Raw genomic sequence first — 17,315 nt, 5'->3', positions numbered from 1 at the left:
TTACGGGACAAAGGGTTAACCTCGATTTATGATTTTCCTTGATATATCTGGGTTTCAGCGATTTTGGGCTTGGTCGAAGTAAATCCCAAGCGGGGATTGGAGTTGAGGCTTTTCTCGATTTGTTTTTTGTCTAAGTCCCATGAATTTAAACTGCGTATCGTAAAGTTTAGTACAAATGCTCAAACTGCTTCTCCCTGCTCCGCAGCTCCGGCGCTCCCCTGCAATCTTAACGAGTAATTTAGATAGTCAACAGCTTACCTCATTCTTGACGGGGAGAGATTTATGGTGTTAATATAATTTTGTCCCAGATCGCAACTATACATCAACGGTGATTGCCAAAAAAATTACTTTTTCTAATGGATTAGAATGTTACTACAGTAGTAGCAAAGAGGAAACAGAATACATTTTTTCGGAAATATTTACTGAAAGGCAATACGAAAGGCATGATATCGTCATCAAAGAAGGCGATGTGATCTTTGATGTTGGAGCCAATATTGGTCTATTCTCTATTTTTGTCAAGGGAGTTGAACCAACAGCAAAAGTTTTCGCCTTTGAGCCAATCAGTCCAACTTTTGAGGTTTTGCAAAAAAATATTCATTTGCATTCTTTAGAGGATGTTGTTTTATTTAACTATGGATTAAGTTCAGAAAATAACCCAGCAAAAATCTTTACTTTTTATCCAAATATGTCTGCTAATTCAACCACAAAGCCAGAGGATACCTTGGCTGAATTAGAAGATATTGAAGTCGATCAGAATTCCTCAAAAATAGAAAATTTGTTTGAAGAGTTCTTCCAAGAAAAAGAACAAGTAGCCTGTGAAGTAAGAACTCTATCCTCCGTAATTAATGAACTTGGTATTGACTCCATCGATTTATTGAAAATTGACGTGGAAGGAGAAGAATACGAAGTATTTCAAAGCATCGAAGCTAAAGACTGGCCAAAAATTAAGCAAATAGTGGCTGAAATTCACGATCAAAAGAGACGCTTAAAGCAAATAAGCCAAATGCTGGCAGATAATGGCTTCAAAATTCAACTAGAAAAAAGAGACTTGCTACCTTCGACATTCGTGGATATTTTCCATTTATACGCTGTGCGTTAGTGGTTGAATTTTTATTCTCAAAGTTAATCTATTTTTCCAGAAAATTGGTTAATAACTGACTGAAACGTTGGGCAATAATCGGCGCATCAAATTCTGAAACTTTCGCTCTACCTGCCTTCCCTAAGGAACGAGCTTTTTCTGGATTGAGAAGCACTTCTGCCAATTTACTGGCTAAATCTTCGGCATCTAAGGGATTGGCTAATAGACCTTGTACACCATCTTCAATCAACTCCGGTGTCGAGGAAGAACGACTGGCGACAATCGGTTTATAACTGGCCATAGCTTCAGCAAAAACTATGCCAAATCCTTCTTGCAGACTAGGTAAACAAAAAACTTGACAATCAAGATATTCTTGGATCAGTTCTTGATAGGAAAGATAGCCGAGAAAAGTAACATTTTGCTCTAAATTGAGTTCTTGTGCTAGACGGCGTAAATTATTCCATTCAGGACCTTTGCTGGCAATTCTTACCTCTACATCGGGTATTTGACGGCGGAGAATTGCGGCGGCGCGGATCAAAGTGGCAACATTTTTGCGGGGATACTGGACACCGACACAAAACACAGTCGGCCTCCTCTGCTCGCGGTTTTTTTCCTCATACTTGACCGAGGCTACCGCTGCATCCCACCCTTTGAGATCAATTAGAGAATGAACAATTTCGATATTGCCATCATACTGATAAAGTTGCTTGAGTCTAGTACGCGAATACTCACTGATAGAGATGACCATATCGGCACGATGGACGCTCACTTTCTCGGCTTTTGCCATCAATTCTAGAGAAGTTCGTACCCAACCCCGCTCAAAGGTGGCCTCATCGGCAATAATACCAAGAATATAAACAATAAAAGGGACTTTCAGGCGATCGCTGATGGCGTAACCATCCATATCGTAACCCACCACCACATCATAGTCGTCAAAGCGACGGGGATCGAGTCGCCAATTCCAAAGAAAGCGATGAGCCATATAGCCTAACGGCCCCGATGCTTTGGCTGGCGAGAAGACATCAACCACATGACCCTGCGAGCGTAACTCGTTAGTCAGATGGATATTGGTGATGAAAGTACCACTTCCGAGCTTGACATTTTGGGGAGTTGCTGTAATGATTGCTATCTTCATTTTTTGTCAAAGTTTATGGCAGCGCTTGGATGATGATGGGGAAATCATAACAAATAAGGTGAGCAGGAGTAGGTGCGAATCAAATCTTGATTCTACCTGATAACATTCTCAAAATCTATGGACGAACCGAGATTTTTGCGTCTGTTAGCCTTTTTTTGTCAAAACGATGAAATGTGCATATCGAGTATCTGGGATCATTTTTATCTTGAATAAATTCATCGAAAATTTTCGGTCTGAAACCCCGTCCTTTAAAAATGGGCATTAAGATGTTAGAAAACAAACGCAGATTTATTAATTATCGATAGGAAAGCGGTTAACAGAAATAACCGCTTCTGGAATTTTAAAAGAATCTGTTTAACGTTCGCGGCGCCCAGAGTTTTTGCGCTCACCGCCGCCCCCACCACCGAAATTGTCTTCTTTGGGACGAGCTTTGTTGACTTTCATCTGTCGTCCCATCCATTCGGCCCCGTCAAGAGTTTCGATCGCTTTTGCTTCTTCCTCATCGGAGGACATTTCCACAAAACCAAAACCGCGCATTTTACCCGTTTCCCGATCTACGGGCAAGTAAACGCGACTAACCGTGCCGTATTCAGCGAATACACCGTGCAAGTCCTCTTTCGTGACTTCATAAACCAGATTACCAACGTAAATCGTCATGGATTGTCTCCCAATATCACAGCCATTTCGAGAAGGAGATCGGACACAACCCAGTCAAGGCCATCAGGGAAAAACCACTTCTGTTTGAAACCAATGCTGCTACCGAACCTAACTACTCTCTCTAAACTAGCATAGCTGATCAGTGATCAGTAGGAGTATGGAGTATTAAGTGAGCAGTATTACACGGCGGTTTTCTGCTTTCTTTTCACTGATTACTGTTTACTGTTCACTGATCACTGATTAGGGTAGCCAAGGATATTGACTAAAATCGGGGGGACGTTTTTCGAGGAAAGCCTGTTTACCTTCGGCTCCTTCGGCGGTCATATAGTAGAGTAAAGTGGCATTACCCGCCAACTCCTGTAAACCCGCTTGACCATCACAATCAGCATTAAAAGCCGATTTTAGGCAGCGAATCGCCAAGGGACTTTTTTCGAGAATTTCTAAGGACCATTTAACCCCTTCCGGCTCTAATTCCTCCACCGGGACCACATGGTTAACCAAACCCATTGCTAAAGCTTGTTGGGCGTTATACTGCCGACAGAGAAACCAAATCTCGCGAGCTTTTTTCTGACCGACTACCCGGGCCAGATAACTAGAGCCAAAACCGCCGTCAAAACTGCCCACTTTCGGACCGGTCTGGCCAAAAATGGCGTTATCCGCTGCTAAGGTTAAATCACAAACCAAGTGCAAAACATGACCCCCCCCGACCGCATAACCTGCCACCAGCGCGATAACTACCTTGGGGATGGAGCGAATTAATTTCTGTAAATCCAGCACATTGAGCCGGGGTACGCCATCATCGCCAATATAACCCGCCTGACCGCGCACCGTCTGATCGCCGCCGGAACAAAAAGCATATTTGCCGTCGCTGTGGGGACCTGCACCCGTGAGCAATACTACCCCAATGCGCGCATCCTCGCGAGCATCACAGAAAGCGTCGTAAAGCTCAAAAACTGTTTTTGGACGGAAGGCATTACGCTTATGGGGGCGATTTATAGTGATTTTGGCGATTCCCCCCCATTTATGGTAAAGAATATCCTCGTAGGTTTTGACGGATTGCCATTCAACGGTCATAGTCTCGGTTATCGGCACAGCTTTTTTACCTTACCCTATTTTGTCCCCCACTTTGAAGCCTGGAGCGCCAGAATAGGGGAATGGATAGTTGACCGAAAAGGTTTAAAGCTGATTCCCTTCTTGATGTTTTCTGGGTATTTACTCAAAATATATTGATCCTATTTGTTAACTTTAAAGAGGTAAAAAATATGAAGACAAGTAATAAAACTAAGCCGGAATCATTAGAGTTTTATTTGAGGCTAAAATATCCAATAACAATTTATCCTGATGATGACGGGGGATATGTATCAGAAATTAAGGATCTTCCGGGATGTTTCACTCAGGGAGAAACCATAGAGGAAACCTTAATCAGTAAACAGTAATCAGTAATCAGTAATCAGTGAACTGAAAACTTCCATCTGATAACCGATAACTGATAACTGATCACTGAAAAATCACATCTGATAACTGATAACTGATAACTGATAACTGAATTAAAGCCATTCGATTTCTTTAGCTTTTTCGGGTAATTTAGCCGTGGATTGCCCTTGACTGCGAGCTTGAAACCCAATTAAATCGAGGGGAGCATCCAATAAATCTACTAAATCTGCTTTACCAAACAGTAACTTGAGAGTATTTTTTGGTAGCTCTTTTAATAACCAACGACCGAGAGTAAAAAATAACTCTTGATTGGTTAAAGGTCGCATCAATTCGACATCATACAATTCGTGAAGATAGCGATTCGAGCGCCCGTAACGTTTTAATTGACTTCTTAAGTCTTCTAAGGTAGAACGATGACGATGGTAAATAATTGCCTCTGGTGCGTAGGTTAATTGCCAGTCGGTTTGTTGTTGAATACGCCAACAGATATCGGCATCACCACCGGTAGTTAAATAAGGACGAAATAAACCAACTTTTTGAAAAGCTTCTCGACGAATAGCGAGGTTAGCAGTTTGACCGTAGGGACAAAAAGAATGTTCTAAAAGAAATTTTGGTGACATAAAGTGACGACGTTCCGCATACTTTTCCAACCAATTGGAACCAGTTAAGGCAGCAATTTCACCCACTACCAGACCGATGTTAGGATCACTAAAGGGTTGGAGCAATTCTGTCAACCATTGCGGTGCGGGACGACAATCGGCATCGGTGAAGGCCAGAAAAGGATAACGAGAGCTTTTGATCCCTTTGTTGCGAGCAGCGTAGGAGCTTTGTATGTGATTTTCGCTTAAAATGATCAGTTTCAGTCCCCTCTGTTCTTGTGCTGCCTTTCCTAATAATTCTGCCGTGCGATCGCTACTATTATTATCAACTAAAATATATTCAACTAATTGACGGGGATAGCTCTGTTTGGCTAAACAATCAATGAGAGGGGGTATATCTTTCTCTCCGTTATAAATTGGCACGATCACGGATACTTCGGGAAAGAACTGCAAGGTAGTTGACATTGTTGGAGACCAATAAACGAGGGACGGTTGAACTATTCGCTACAATACTACTATAATCAATAGCAACAAAAAGCAAGTCTATCGTCAATTATTTTAGACCAACGATGAAAAGTTTCTTCCGAAAATTATTTTTCTATGTGGGTATTCTTTGGCTCTCACCCTTAATCATTGCTTTTCAGGTAGCTAATAATCGAGAGCTTATCTTAGGTGATGTGCGGCGTTGGGTAGAGTTATTAGGCCGGGAAAAAAGAGCAGATTGGTTACAATTGTTAGCTCTGTCTCTGGAGGCAAAAGAATTTAGAAATTTATATTATTGTCGTCTTTTTCAAGGTGGTTCATTCAGCCGTTTTTTTATGTATATTCTTAGGTTTTTCTATCGAGAAAGTTCCTATTTATTTCTAGATTCTTCCTGTTCGATTGGCAAAGGATTATTTATTCAACACGGTTTTAGTACGATTGTTATGGCGGATTTGGGCGATAACTGTTGGATTAATCAACAGGTAACAATTGGGTATAAAGATAAAAGCGGTCGCCCCAAAATTGGCAATAATGTCAGGATTACCGCCGGCGCTAAAGTCTTAGGAAACATTACCATCGGCGATAATGTCACCGTGGGCGCAAATTCAGTGGTAGTCAAAGATGTTCCAGCTAATTGTGTGGTGGTGGGTATTCCCGCTCGTATTATTAAACGCGATGGGGTTAAAGTAGATGAAAAATTATAAACGTTGACTTAAAATATATTCGGCAATGGCCAGATCCCCCGGAGTCGTAATTTTTAAGTTAGTTTCTTCACCGACGACAATTTTGACGGGAAAACCACATTTTTCTAATAAGGCGGCATCGTCGGTGACTTCCCAATCTAATTTTCGGCCCTGTTCATGACATTCTTTTAATAATTTTACCTGAAAACCCTGGGGCGTTTGGGCCGCCCACAACCGCGAGCGATCCGGTGTATCCTCAATCCAGCCCTTGCTATCGACAATTTTAATCGTATCTTTCACTGGAATCGCCGCAATGAAACCCTGACAAGTGGCTAAAGCGGCGGCACAGCGATCGAATAATTCGGGAGTGGCTAAACAGCGCGCCCCATCGTGAATTAAAACCGTCTGGGCCCCCTCTGGTAGGGATTGTAAGCCATTATAAACCGATTTTTGTCTGGTTTCGCCTCCTTGGATGATTTGCACGGGTTTAAGGGCATTTATGGCGGTGATAATTTCTCGGATATCCTCAAAGTCTTCCGGTTGTGCCATAATCCCAATCCAGATAATTGCCCTGGATTGCATGGCAGCCAGCAAAGTCCAAGCGAGGAGCGGTTTTCCGTGCAGGGTGAGCAGTAACTTATTGCGATCGCTACCCATCCGTTTACCCATTCCCGCTGCTGGAATTAACAAATACATATTTTTTTCAGGTAAAAAGTTAACAAGAGTCAGGAAAGAGAATTCAGTGGACAGGAGTGGGGAGCTTTTTGCCTCTTATTTGTAAACAGTAATCACTGTCCGGCTGATGGTTAATCGCTTAAATAACCCAAAAACTATGCCTCTTAAGAGAATAAATCGAGGGGAAAGTGACCATAAGTACCGACTAATTGATCATTTTCTGACTGACAAGAAACCAGGACACCGCGATAGGTTCCCGTATAGGAATCGAGATAGTAAGCTTGTCTTTGGGTATTGTATTTAATATACACCGCTCCCTGTTCTGGGGGGTCTTCTGGGAGACTATTAGGTAAGGGGTATCCCAGGGCTTGTAGATAACTTTTCAGGGCTTTAAATCCCTCTTCATTGTTATCGGCACAGATACCTAAATTAATTGATTCCGAACCTTGGTTAACTAATAAAATTGCCTGTCTTAGAGCTTCTTCTTCTTCAGGGGATTGGGTAATTTTTAGTTGAATACATCCATATTCTTTTAGGAGTTTCAAGGCTTCTTCAATAGACATGAGCGGTTAGATATGTGTGGCTAAAGATAAAAAATAAGCTGTTGCTGCTGTCCTTACCGACAAATTCCCAAGAAAAAAAGCCCTAAATCATTGGGGTTTAGAGATAGGAAAATTTTGCATTGGTCTTAATCGTAAGATCGCCAATTTCGATCATATCAGGTTGGGGACAGGAAAATTTATCGGGGTTGTTCGAGCGCTCCGGGTTGTGCGGGCATTTCACACTAAATCCGGTTATTAAAGAATGATTATTTATTCCCCCTATTGCCTATTGCCTATTGCCCATTGCCCATTGAATGAGTGCCTGTCCTCATAAGTAGCCTATGCTCAACGGATTTAGTATCACTCACTGCTTTTTGATAGCCAAAGTAAGCACCTATAATAATTCCAGCACCAAAACCGATCGCTAGGTAAGACAAAATTATACTGAGGGGAAAAGAGGAGTGTCTCCGATGAGATAGGGAAAATCGCTCACCAGTCTCCACAATATTCTCAGCAGCTTCAGTGAACTCCTCCGGTGTCTCTAGGGCTTTTTCTTCGGTTGTTTCAGAGTTTTCCAAAGCTTCTGGGGCATCTTCTCGGTCATTTTCGGCGATTTCTTCGGTTATTGTCGGCAAAGAGTTTAATTTAGTGACACGATTGACGATTAAATCATCTTGACTCAGGGTTATCGATTCTTGCCAAGCGGGGATATCGGATTCCTCGGTCATACCGTAAACGATCACTTGTTCTAATCCATCGATGCCCAAGCTTTTGATTTCTGCCGACAAAAAAGGTAATAACTTGTGTTGATTGGGTATATTTTTGGATTGAACTTTTAGAGTCAGGACATTTTCTTGCGGGGTGGCTTCAACAACCTCTATTTTTCTGGTTAAGAGACTTTGGTTAAGTAGAGCAATAATAGCGGCTGCATCTTGCTGTTTAGCGGCATGGATAAGTTGTGCCTGATTCATGACCTTGAGGGGCTAAGGAGGGGATATTATACTAAATCCCGTGGAAAAGGTATAGGAAAGTGGGTGAGTGCCGGAGCAGGGGGAAACAATCCATAACTGGGTTTTTAAAGTTGAATTGGGACTTAATCATGCTATTAAAAACCGATTTGGTATCGGTCTGTCCATCCCTGCCCCCGGTGCCACTTAAATTTCCGCCACGGCTCTTTCGATTAAACGACGAGCCAGGGTTTGAATACCGGTATGTTCATAGTAATTAGTCGTCATATCGAGGAATGCCCCAACATATACCAATTTATCGGCAGAAAAGTCGATAAATCCCTGAATTTTGCTCAATAATCCCTGCTGGCTCAAACTGCGCTCGCTGACAAAACCACTCATCCAACCTTTAGTGGAGTCGAAACTTTGACCGATAAAGTCTAATTTTCTGGCAGTATTTCCCCCCGGAATCAATTCTTTAATACTGCCGAAAGTGGAGTTAGATTCTAATTCTTCCGGGGTGAGAATGCTGAGGCCCGATTCCACTTTCCGGATAAAACTGCCCCCCAGGGGAATTAAACCATCCAAACAAACTAACGCCGCCATCCGCATCAGGGATTCGCCGCTATAATCTCCCAGAGAAGCGACGAAATCATCGATACTATCCCCCGGAATGCCATTAATTTGACAAAAAGCGACTAATTCGGTCACTAATTTCAAGGTTAGATCGATGGTTTGCGCTTTTTCGGGGGCAGGGGTTAATTTTTCGATTAAACCGCCCATGAGGGGAATTTTACCACCGACGGCATTAGCAAGAGAGGCGGCGGCTAGGGCATTATCGGCGCTGTCGATGGTTTGGTAGAGCCAAAGCGCCCGTTGATAGCCCTGGGATTTATCATTAAACAACCAAACGGCTCGATCGCCAATCTGTTGGATCATGCTTTCGTCGGTTTCGCCGGTGACTTTGATAATCGTATTTTTAAACCCGACTAGGTTATCCCACTGTCCCGGCACGACATAATCAAGGGTTTTGAGAACTTTGACGGTGAGATTATTAGTCGGTAATTCGTCCACCAGTTCAAAAATTGGCTTACTCACGGATGTCTCCTTACTTTAATTTTGCTAGACCATCTAAATCGAACTTAGCTAACCAAGCTTGGCGATCGCTGGAAGAAAAATCTGGCTCCCGCGATAAAACCTTGACTTGATAGCGATTATTGACTAAAACGGCGGTGGCGGTTGCACCCTGTTCGACAGAGGGAAAACCTTTAATTGTGGTTTGACTGTCTTGGAATTTATTGGCCGCGGCGGGATTATTGCTGATGTCAGATATGGCTAACATAGCCAGAACTTTGCCATCTTGCTTCAGTTTTGCCTCAGCAAAGCCTTTTTTCTCCTGGGTATAGACGCGCTCGTATCCTCCCCCAGAAGGCGGGAAAAACCGATTAAAACTGCCGCCAGAGGTGGATTCTTTCACCACTGCCGCCGCCCCGCGAGCGGTACTTTCTTGTTGCGCTTGGTCAAATTGCGAGGGAGCTTTAGCACAGGAAGTTACTAGCAAAAGTACCGCTAATACCCCTGCTATCAAGATTTTGCCAAATCGAAAGCTCATAGTTCTCTTAATTAAAACTTACTAATGTTTGTTTGTAGTATATCTCTCGCTTATTGCTGATTATTGTTAAGTTTTTCTAGATTCTCTCACACCAGACCGGGAAAAGAACAGAAAATTAGCAAAATTCCAGTCAATAGCTAATTTTTAGGAGTACATCTCAATATTAGACCTCCTGCCAAAATCAAAAATCTTCCGTTAGTGGGACTTATGCGTTTTCGGTCAGCAAAAAAGGCTCAAACCATTACGAGACAAAGGGTTAACCTCGATTTATGATTTTCCTTGATATATCTGGGTTTCAGCGATTTTGGGCTTGGTCGAAGTAAATCCCAAGCGGGGATTGGAGTTGAGGCTAACACCCCACACCCTGCCACCACCGAAAAACTTTTTGCCGCAAACCCCAGCTACAGTCCCGCAATTGCCCCTCGCGCCATAGATGCGATCGCTTGTTCCGTGGCCCGGGGTAGATGATAATATTTACCCCCGGCTTTTAGGGCTAATTCTTTGGCAAAACCAGTGGAGACGAATTTTTTCTCCGTATCGATGACCAGCAGTTTAATGCCTAAAGAGCGAATTTTAGCGGCAATATCGAGCAGTTCTGCCTTAATATCCGGTTTTTCCCCCTCCGGAATCGGTTCGCCTAAAGATTTCGCCAAAGGAATATTACTTCTCCCGTCGGTAATCGCCACAACCACCACTTGACCGATATCCCCCGATAAACGGGCATTCATCCCCACATGAACCGCTTGGGTTAAACCGTGGGCTAAGGGGGAACCGCCGCCACAGGGCAGGGTTTCTAGACGTTTTTTCGCTAGGGTAATCGATTTGGTCGGTGGCAATAGTACATCTGCTCGCTCACCCCGGAAAGGAATCAGCGCAATCTGGTCGCGATTTTCGTAAGCTTCCGTTAACAGACGCATAACCGCACCTTTGGCCGACTGCATCCGATTGAGCGCCATGGAACCGGAGGCATCGACGACAAAGACAATTAAAGAACCGGCCTTACGGGCCAACCGTTTTGAGCGCAGATCCCCTTCTTCTATAATCACACGACGTTCAGGATTCCTCAAGCGACGGGCTTTTTGATAGGGGGCGGCCGCCCGGAGAGTGGCATCGACGGCGACTCTTTTCACCTTGCCCCGGGGTAACATCGGCTTAATATAACGTCCTCTATCTTCCGAGAAAATCAGGTTACGCGCCCCCGATTTCCCCTGACGCTGGGCCATCTGGGCGAAATACAGCACACTGGGATCCAGTAAAACCCCTTCCGGGTCGAAAACAAATTCTTCCGGCAGATTATCGGGCTGTTCCGGTTCTTTTTCTTCCTCTTTCTCCTCCTCTTTTTCTTCCTGTTCCTGCTGGTTTTCGTCTTGGGGCGGTTCCGGTGGTGGCGGTGGTGGCGGTGGTTGTTGTTGTTCCTGTTCTGGGGGTGGTGGCGTAATCAGCGATCGAGGTACAATAACTAATTCGACGGCTCTTTTTAAGTCATCGGCACTGACTAAATCCCGACCTTCTAAAGCAGCGGCGGCCTTGGCTACCCTCACGGCAAAAATCTCGGCGCGATGACCTTCTACCCTACCGCGTACCGCTTCCTCCACTAGATAACTAATTTGTTCGGGTTTAATTTTTACCTCTTTTAACCATTCCCTCGCCAGGATAATTTCGGTTTTTAGATCATCGATTTCTTGGGCGTATTGGGCGATAAAAGCGGTGGGAGAAACAGCATACTCGATCGCCTGATTGACGGCGGTTACTCGTTGGTCTAAACTGAGGACACCATCGGCGGAAAGAGCAATGGCAATTCTATCTAATAAATGGGTTCGTAAATCCCCCTCTTCTGGGTTATAAGTAGCGATCAGGATTGGTTTACAGGGATGTTGAAAACTGATGCCTTCCCGTTCAATTTGGTTGCGCCCTTCGCTTAAAACTGTTAGTAATTGGTTAGCAATTTGGTCATCAAGTAGATTAATTTCATCGACGTAGAGAATTCCCCGATGGGCGCTGGCTAATAAACCGGGTTGAAAGACTGGTTCCCCCCGTTTTACCGATTCTTCCACATCGACGGAACCCAATAAACGATCCTCGGTGACTCCTAGGGGAATCTGCACGAAGGGGGCCCGGATGACTTCCGTGGCGACTTCTCCACTGCTATATTCTTCTTTGGTGCGATCGTCCCATTCGTCGGGATTATTGGGATCACAATTAAAGACATTACCTGCAATAATTTCGATCGGTGGCAGTAGGCAATGTATCGCTCGCGCCATGACTGATTTGGCGGTTCCCCGACGACCGGCAATTACCACACCCCCTAGAGCGGGATCCACGGCGGCTAAGAGTAGGGCTAATTTAATCGCTTCTTGGCCGACAACGGCAGTTAGGGGAAAATTGAGGGTCAGAGTGGGCATAGATCTAGATTCAGGCGGCCAAATTCTAGTGTAAAACAGAAGCTCACTGGTCTGGCACTTTTCCTCTTTTGATTCCCGAACTCAGATTTTAGCCGCATCTCGATGGATTTCTTCATCCCTGAACCGATCGACAAGTTGCCGGGTTAATCTAGGATTAGCTCCTGATAACGGCTGTAGAGAGGACAAAAATATGATAGCGACAATAATCGATCGCCTTACGGAAACCAACCCGCAAATTATGCGAGAATGGCAAGGAAGATTAACCCCGAAAAATATCTCGATCGCCTCGGTTATCTCCCTCGTTGGTCAATTATTAGTTTACTTGTACTATCAAAATCTCTTACCGGTAGGGACGGGATTTAGTCGTTACTGTACCGCTAATCCCCCCAATAACAACGACTATCATCCCTATAGGGGGCTTCTTAAATACTGTATCCAAGACTTAAATGGTGAATGGATGATTATCTCCCGGTTATGGTGGTTAGATATCTTCACTTTTCTCAGTATTACCAGCATTTTCGCTCTTTTAGTGGTGGGAACCTATCAATTAATCGCCGATCTTTCCGGGGAAGAACGCCGGGGTACACTTAATTTTATCCGTCTGAGTCCCCAACCCGCCAAAACGATTTTTATCGGCAAAATTTTCGGGGTTCCCATTCTCCTCTATCTCGTCTGTCTTCTCGCTTTACCCTTTCACTTGGGAGCGGGTTTATTAGCAGGTATTCCCTTATCCCTAATTTTAGCCTTCTACGGGGTTCTAATCGCTAGTTGTGCCTTTTTCTATCATGCTGCCCTTAGTTTCGCTTTAGCCACGCCATGGTTAGGGGGATTTCAACCCTGGTTAGGCAGCGCTACAGTCTTATTCTTTGTGTTTTATAGCACTATTTTTACTTTATCGGGCTATGGTGGTTCCCGTACCCCCTTTGATTGGTTAATTCTCTTTAATCCTAGTTTTGTCCTTCCCTATCTAGTTAAATCTACCTTTCTCCCCCCTGATGCGGTACGCTATCTAGGAATTTCACAAATCTTCGACCTTCGTTGGTACGGTCAATCTCTCTGGCAATCGGTTATAATGGGTATTAGCTTAATTTTGCTCAATTTTGCCCTCTGCACCTACGGTTTAACCAGAATTATCCAGCGTCGCTTCCATAATCCCCTCGCTACTCTTGTTAGTAAACCCCAAAGTTACTGGATGATGGGTTGTTTTAGCACTATTAGCCTAGGTTTTGTCTTCCAAACTCTGGAAACGAGCTATATTTTCGCTAATTTTGCGATTATTAGCGTTTTTGTGGCGATTTTTGGCTTGTTAATCCTTTTTGCCCTCACTCCCCCTCGTCAAACTATCCAAGATTGGGCGCGCTATCGTCATCTGCAAGGAAAAACGGGCATTAGTCTGGGGAAAGCTGTAATCTTTGGCGAAAAAAGCCCTTCTACCCTAGCCATGGCTATTAACGTCGCCATTGCCATTTTATTGATCCTTCCCGCTATTTTTATCGCCCCTCTCCATCAATATAAACTAGCCACTGCAGCCGGGTTTCTCTTGGCAATGAACATGATTTTAGTCTATGCCGCTATCGCCCAATTATTGATGTTAGCCAGCACAAATAAGCGCGCTTTGCTGGCAGCCAGTAGCATCGGCATTTTGATTATTTTCCCCTTCCTCTGTTTCGCTGTCTTGCGAGTTAATCCCAGTCAATCTCCGCTTTTATGGTTTTTTACTTTTCTTCCCATTGCCGCTACTAAATACGCTACACTTCCCTCTTTCGCTTTGGCAATTTTCAGTCAGTGGTTGGGTTTAACCCTCCTCGGATGGCAAATTAATCGGCAATTAAATCGCCTTGGTGCCTCGGCAACTAAAGCGTTAATGCCGGGCTAAAAAATACCGACTCAAAGGGGAGATTAAATAATATCTCTGCCGACAATTTTCTCCCCTTGAGTTTCGGTTAAATTTTTTTTCCAAAAAAGCTTGACAAAACCCCGCAACTTGACAGATAATTTCTTATATAATGGGAATCCGTGCCTGCCTGCGACCCCCTCTTTTCAGGTCAAATAAAGCCCAAAAAAATTAACCCCAAAAAGTAGTCGGTGAACTGAAAACTCACAACTGATAACTGATAAGCTGTTGACTAAGTAGGGAGGCACAATTATTTGTCGGATGGGTTAGCGGTAGCGTAATTTATGGGGGTGTTGGGTTTCATGCTTCAACCCAACCTACGTTCGTCTTATATTTAATTCCACCCACCCACTTATCTAAATTACTCGTTAAGACTGCACTGGAGTGCCAGAGTTGGGAGAGGAAGCCTGAGCATTTGTACTAAAAATCCCCATAGGCAGTATAAATTCAGTAGAGCTTAACTAGGGTTTGCTGAATAAATCTAAAAACCTTACCCAACAAGGTTTTTAGACTTTTTTTCCCTCAAAAAGTGCCGACCCTTGGAGTGATTGGGGGGAAAATTCCGGGACTTTTTCCCTGAAAATTAGGTAATTGACCACCTGAAAATCGGTAAAACCCCACACCCCACACCCCAACCCCCAACCCCCAACCCCCACCGAAAAACTTTTTCAGCAGACCCTATCTAGGACAGTCAGCTGAAAATTCCTGCAACCTTCCTAGCCACCGATGAGAGCGATCGCTAAAGATGATATTCTTTATATTCACCATGAGGATGTGCCGGTTTATAAAAAAGGCGGTTCAGTGGTGAGAAATAGTTATTTTTGGGCGCTAAAATCGATCGCCTGTGGGGCGCGTCGGGGACAGGATTGGGAGTTCGATGGGGAGGTGTGGGTGGCGCTGGTGCGGATGTTGCTCTGTTTTGCCAATTCTGGCTATTTGGGCGATGGTGAGACAATTTTAGAGTTTACTGTCGATTGTCCTATTCCCGAACCTTTGCGGGGGATATCTACTTACTTATAGCCTCGCTGAGATAGTTAGCGGTGGATTCCACCAGGGGAATAGTATTTTCGTATAACATTCGCGTCGGTCCGATAATGCCAACACTACCGACGGGAGTATCTCCCTGTTTATAAAAAGCGGAGATAAGAGTACAAGGGCGCATGGATTCCAGAGGATTTTCGGAACCAATGGTGATTTTGACTTTTTTAGCTGATTTTTCTGGTTCTGGTCTTTGTAAAATCAGGGGTAAAAGGCGATCCTGTTCTGCTTCCAATAGATGCAGTAACATTTGTACTTGTTGCCATTGGGCGAATTCTGGCTGTCGAATGACTTCAGCGACACCATGGACGATAATCTCTGGGTTGGCAGTGGATTGGAGACTAGCTCTGATTTCTTGGCTTAATTGTTGAAGAAAATGGGTATAACGGGCAAATTCTCGCTCGATTTGCTGCCAATCGAGGTTAATTAAATCTGCCAAGCAATAACCTTTTAATTTTTCCCCGAGAAAATTAGAGAGGATTTGTAATTCTTCTGCTAATCCATCCTCCTTGTCCGTTTCCATAGACTCGGGAATCTCTATCATAACCGAGCGTGTTTGTAAACTATCTGTAACAATAATTAACATAATTTGCCTGGCTGAGACGGGGATTAATTGCAGATGACGCAGGGTATTGGTGAGGGTGTGGGGGAGGGTAACGATAGCGATATAACCGCTTAAACCGGCTAAAAGTTGGGTGGCCCGTTGCAGCAGACTTTCGAGACTCCAAGCGGGAGATTTAGCGTTTTGATGCAGATAATAGCCGATTTTTTCGCCGATACGGTCATCGGGAGTCATTAATTCATCGACGTAGAGACGATAACCCCAATCGGAGGGAATGCGTCCAGAGGAAGTGTGGGGTTGATAGAGTAGGCCTTCTTTTTCCAGTTTACCGAGAGCATTGCGAATAGTGGCGGAACTAACAGTAAATTTGTACTCCTCGATTAGAGTTTTCGAGCCAACTGGTTCGGCCGTGGCGATATAATGTTGGATTGTCGCCTTTAAGATATGTTGATAGCGATCGCTGAGATGGGTTCTAGCGGACATAGGGGAATAATCTTAACAAAAGATTTATAACATTTTTTTAGACAGTATAACGCTTAATCAGTTATCAGTATTCAGTATTCAATGGGGAGAAAGGGGATAGTTTGCCTCTCTCTTTTCCCGATGGTGGCCATGAAAATTAGTAACGGGGAATATTAGGATCGACGAGGAGGGAATAAGCATCGATGCCACCGTTAATATTCTTAACATTAGTAAAACCCTGACTTTGTAGCCATTGGCACATTTGCAGGGATCTCATGCCATGGTGACAGATAACGAGGGTTTCTGCTTGGGGGTTGAATTGGGTGGCAATAGTGGGCGACCATTCTCGGTATTGACTCAAGGGTAAAATGGTAAAACTGGCCACAGATGCGATCGCAACTTCCTCTGGTTCGCGCACATCAATAAGTTGTAAATTAGGATCATGATCGGCTAAACGGAGAGCGAGTTCATGGACGCTAATTTCGGGAATGCTCATAGATTTGGTCTTAAGAATCGGTTATCTTTTCTTTAGAGTAGCAAACGATCGACCCTGAGCGGTTAGGGACTTCCGTAGGAATAATATCCCAGCCAAGTGGGGGGATTTGGTCAGTGCCAGAGCGGGGGGGTGATATAATGGGGAAAGGGCAGGCATTGAAGACATTGATGCTTTTTAGTACGCCGATTAATCGACAAGCTGAATTTCGATGAATATTGAACAAGCCGTTATCGAAAACTTGCGAAAACTTCCTTTAGAAAAACAACAAGAAGTCTTAAACTTCAGCCAATTTCTAACTCAGATAACTTCGCCAAAAATTGAAGAGATGACCTCCCACGAAAAAGCAGAAGATTGGCTAAAATTTCTGGAAAGTCAACCCAAGGATACCCCCGGATTACCCTAGGGCTGATTCATTCTCCCATCAGAATATCAAAAGTAAAAGCGATCACAGTCAGGTAAAATGAGAAGTGACCGCCAACCTTTTAAATATATGTTGAGCTTAATAGAAAAACTGAAACAAGTCAAGGACTTTCGGAAAGATAAAGGAAAAAGACACCCTTTATGGATAGTATTAGTAGTAATAATACTGGGAACAATGCTAGGATACTCAGGTTAT

The 17,315-nt window shown here is 43.9% G+C and carries 19 protein-coding genes; 7 read left to right on the top strand and 12 right to left on the bottom strand.

The window, feature by feature from the left end; genetic code table 11:
• Positions 1–328 precede the first annotated feature (328 nt).
• The gene (locus tag IM322_RS13625; protein WP_287673622.1) at positions 329–1,099 is read left to right on the top strand and encodes an FkbM family methyltransferase; all 771 of its coding nucleotides are present in this window, start codon (positions 329–331) and stop codon (positions 1,097–1,099) included.
• A 28-nt stretch (positions 1,100–1,127) separates the two neighbouring features.
• Here the strand turns inward: IM322_RS13625 and IM322_RS13620 are convergent, their stop codons facing one another.
• From IM322_RS13620 to menB, 3 genes are all read right to left on the bottom strand, one after another.
• Positions 1,128–2,213, bottom strand: a complete 1,086-nt coding sequence (locus IM322_RS13620; protein ID WP_287673620.1) for a glycosyltransferase family 4 protein — start codon at positions 2,211–2,213, stop codon at positions 1,128–1,130.
• Positions 2,214–2,567: 354 nt separating this feature from the next.
• On the bottom strand, positions 2,568–2,870 hold the full coding sequence (gene rbp, locus IM322_RS13615; RefSeq protein ID WP_287673618.1) for an RNA-binding regulator: 303 nt from the start codon (positions 2,868–2,870) through the stop codon (positions 2,568–2,570).
• 240 nt (positions 2,871–3,110) lie between these two features.
• Positions 3,111–3,944: a 1,4-dihydroxy-2-naphthoyl-CoA synthase gene (menB, locus tag IM322_RS13610; protein ID WP_287673625.1), complete on the bottom strand. Its 834-nt coding sequence runs from the start codon at positions 3,942–3,944 to the stop codon at positions 3,111–3,113.
• A gap of 188 nt (positions 3,945–4,132) precedes the next feature.
• Between menB and IM322_RS13605 the strand changes: the two genes are divergently transcribed.
• Positions 4,133–4,306: a type II toxin-antitoxin system HicB family antitoxin gene (locus tag IM322_RS13605; RefSeq protein ID WP_286826162.1), complete on the top strand. Its 174-nt coding sequence runs from the start codon at positions 4,133–4,135 to the stop codon at positions 4,304–4,306.
• 111 nt (positions 4,307–4,417) lie between these two features.
• On the opposite strand, the gene IM322_RS13600 is transcribed toward IM322_RS13605, so the two are convergent.
• Positions 4,418–5,368: a glycosyltransferase family 2 protein gene (locus IM322_RS13600; RefSeq protein ID WP_287673617.1), complete on the bottom strand. Its 951-nt coding sequence runs from the start codon at positions 5,366–5,368 to the stop codon at positions 4,418–4,420.
• Between the two features lie 104 nt (positions 5,369–5,472).
• On the opposite strand from IM322_RS13600, the gene IM322_RS13595 reads away from it, so the two are divergent.
• The gene (locus IM322_RS13595) at positions 5,473–6,090 is read left to right on the top strand and encodes a serine O-acetyltransferase (protein ID WP_287673615.1); all 618 of its coding nucleotides are present in this window, start codon (positions 5,473–5,475) and stop codon (positions 6,088–6,090) included.
• Here the strand turns inward: IM322_RS13595 and ispD are convergent.
• From ispD to bchD, 6 genes are all read right to left on the bottom strand, one after another.
• Entirely contained in the window at positions 6,085–6,765 is a 681-nt protein-coding gene (gene ispD / locus IM322_RS13590; protein WP_287673613.1) for a 2-C-methyl-D-erythritol 4-phosphate cytidylyltransferase, read from the bottom strand. The two genes, IM322_RS13595 and ispD, sit on opposite strands and share 6 nt — an antisense overlap.
• 143 nt (positions 6,766–6,908) lie before the next feature.
• A complete protein-coding gene (locus tag IM322_RS13585; protein ID WP_287673610.1) occupies positions 6,909–7,307 on the bottom strand; it encodes a DUF1824 family protein in 399 nt (132 codons plus the stop codon).
• A 272-nt stretch (positions 7,308–7,579) separates the two neighbouring features.
• Entirely contained in the window at positions 7,580–8,257 is a 678-nt protein-coding gene (locus IM322_RS13580; RefSeq protein WP_287673608.1) for a hypothetical protein, read from the bottom strand.
• Between the two features lie 183 nt (positions 8,258–8,440).
• Positions 8,441–9,331, bottom strand: a complete 891-nt coding sequence (locus IM322_RS13575) for a hypothetical protein (protein ID WP_149985413.1) — start codon at positions 9,329–9,331, stop codon at positions 8,441–8,443.
• A gap of 10 nt (positions 9,332–9,341) precedes the next feature.
• Positions 9,342–9,845 carry a hypothetical protein gene (locus IM322_RS13570; RefSeq protein ID WP_286826168.1) on the bottom strand — a complete coding sequence of 168 codons (504 nt, stop codon included), beginning with the start codon at positions 9,843–9,845 and terminating at the stop codon, positions 9,342–9,344.
• A gap of 401 nt (positions 9,846–10,246) precedes the next feature.
• A complete protein-coding gene (bchD, locus tag IM322_RS13565) occupies positions 10,247–12,247 on the bottom strand; it encodes a magnesium chelatase ATPase subunit D (protein WP_287673607.1) in 2,001 nt (666 codons plus the stop codon).
• 190 nt (positions 12,248–12,437) lie between these two features.
• Between bchD and IM322_RS13560 the strand changes: the two genes are divergently transcribed.
• Both IM322_RS13560 and IM322_RS13555 read left to right on the top strand, forming a co-directional pair.
• Positions 12,438–14,123, top strand: coding sequence for a hypothetical protein (locus IM322_RS13560; protein ID WP_287673604.1), 1,686 nt, complete (start codon positions 12,438–12,440; stop codon positions 14,121–14,123).
• Between the two features lie 744 nt (positions 14,124–14,867).
• Positions 14,868–15,161, top strand: coding sequence for a hypothetical protein (locus IM322_RS13555; protein WP_287676133.1), 294 nt, complete (start codon positions 14,868–14,870; stop codon positions 15,159–15,161).
• On the opposite strand, the gene hrcA is transcribed toward IM322_RS13555, so the two are convergent.
• Both hrcA and IM322_RS13545 read right to left on the bottom strand, forming a co-directional pair.
• On the bottom strand, positions 15,148–16,224 hold the full coding sequence (gene hrcA / locus IM322_RS13550; RefSeq protein WP_287676134.1) for a heat-inducible transcriptional repressor HrcA: 1,077 nt from the start codon (positions 16,222–16,224) through the stop codon (positions 15,148–15,150). The genes IM322_RS13555 and hrcA overlap by 14 nt on opposite strands.
• A gap of 136 nt (positions 16,225–16,360) precedes the next feature.
• A complete protein-coding gene (locus tag IM322_RS13545) occupies positions 16,361–16,699 on the bottom strand; it encodes a rhodanese-like domain-containing protein (protein WP_045358107.1) in 339 nt (112 codons plus the stop codon).
• Positions 16,700–16,907: 208 nt separating this feature from the next.
• Between IM322_RS13545 and IM322_RS13540 the strand changes: the two genes are divergently transcribed.
• Together IM322_RS13540 and IM322_RS13535 are read left to right on the top strand one after the other, a co-directional pair.
• Positions 16,908–17,102 (top strand): hypothetical protein, encoded by a 195-nt coding sequence (locus IM322_RS13540; protein ID WP_287676137.1) that lies wholly within the window; start codon positions 16,908–16,910, stop codon positions 17,100–17,102.
• Between the two features lie 87 nt (positions 17,103–17,189).
• Positions 17,190–17,315, top strand: a 126-nt coding sequence (locus IM322_RS13535) for a transposase family protein (RefSeq protein WP_287710009.1), incomplete at its 3' end; no start/stop codon positions are given.

The organism is Microcystis sp. M109S1, assembly GCF_020247025.1.
GTDB lineage: Bacteria > Cyanobacteriota > Cyanobacteriia > Cyanobacteriales > Microcystaceae > Microcystis.
This window is presented reverse-complemented; position numbering and strand designations above follow the sequence as displayed.

Coding starts and splice junctions, on each gene's coding strand:
- hrcA (WP_287676134.1), bottom strand. CDS start 16,224: ATGTCCGCTAGAACCCATCTCAGCGATCGCTATCAACATATCTTAAAG.
- IM322_RS13540 (WP_287676137.1), top strand. CDS start 16,908: ATGAATATTGAACAAGCCGTTATCGAAAACTTGCGAAAACTTCCTTTA.
- IM322_RS13545 (WP_045358107.1), bottom strand. CDS start 16,699: ATGAGCATTCCCGAAATTAGCGTCCATGAACTCGCTCTCCGTTTAGCC.
- rbp (WP_287673618.1), bottom strand. CDS start 2,870: ATGACGATTTACGTTGGTAATCTGGTTTATGAAGTCACGAAAGAGGAC.
- IM322_RS13605 (WP_286826162.1), top strand. CDS start 4,133: ATGAAGACAAGTAATAAAACTAAGCCGGAATCATTAGAGTTTTATTTG.
- IM322_RS13620 (WP_287673620.1), bottom strand. CDS start 2,213: ATGAAGATAGCAATCATTACAGCAACTCCCCAAAATGTCAAGCTCGGA.
- menB (WP_287673625.1), bottom strand. CDS start 3,944: ATGACCGTTGAATGGCAATCCGTCAAAACCTACGAGGATATTCTTTAC.
- IM322_RS13560 (WP_287673604.1), top strand. CDS start 12,438: ATGATAGCGACAATAATCGATCGCCTTACGGAAACCAACCCGCAAATT.
- ispD (WP_287673613.1), bottom strand. CDS start 6,765: ATGTATTTGTTAATTCCAGCAGCGGGAATGGGTAAACGGATGGGTAGC.
- IM322_RS13585 (WP_287673610.1), bottom strand. CDS start 7,307: ATGTCTATTGAAGAAGCCTTGAAACTCCTAAAAGAATATGGATGTATT.
- IM322_RS13570 (WP_286826168.1), bottom strand. CDS start 9,845: ATGAGCTTTCGATTTGGCAAAATCTTGATAGCAGGGGTATTAGCGGTA.
- IM322_RS13600 (WP_287673617.1), bottom strand. CDS start 5,368: ATGTCAACTACCTTGCAGTTCTTTCCCGAAGTATCCGTGATCGTGCCA.
- IM322_RS13555 (WP_287676133.1), top strand. CDS start 14,868: ATGAGAGCGATCGCTAAAGATGATATTCTTTATATTCACCATGAGGAT.
- IM322_RS13595 (WP_287673615.1), top strand. CDS start 5,473: ATGAAAAGTTTCTTCCGAAAATTATTTTTCTATGTGGGTATTCTTTGG.
- IM322_RS13580 (WP_287673608.1), bottom strand. CDS start 8,257: ATGAATCAGGCACAACTTATCCATGCCGCTAAACAGCAAGATGCAGCC.
- bchD (WP_287673607.1), bottom strand. CDS start 12,247: ATGCCCACTCTGACCCTCAATTTTCCCCTAACTGCCGTTGTCGGCCAA.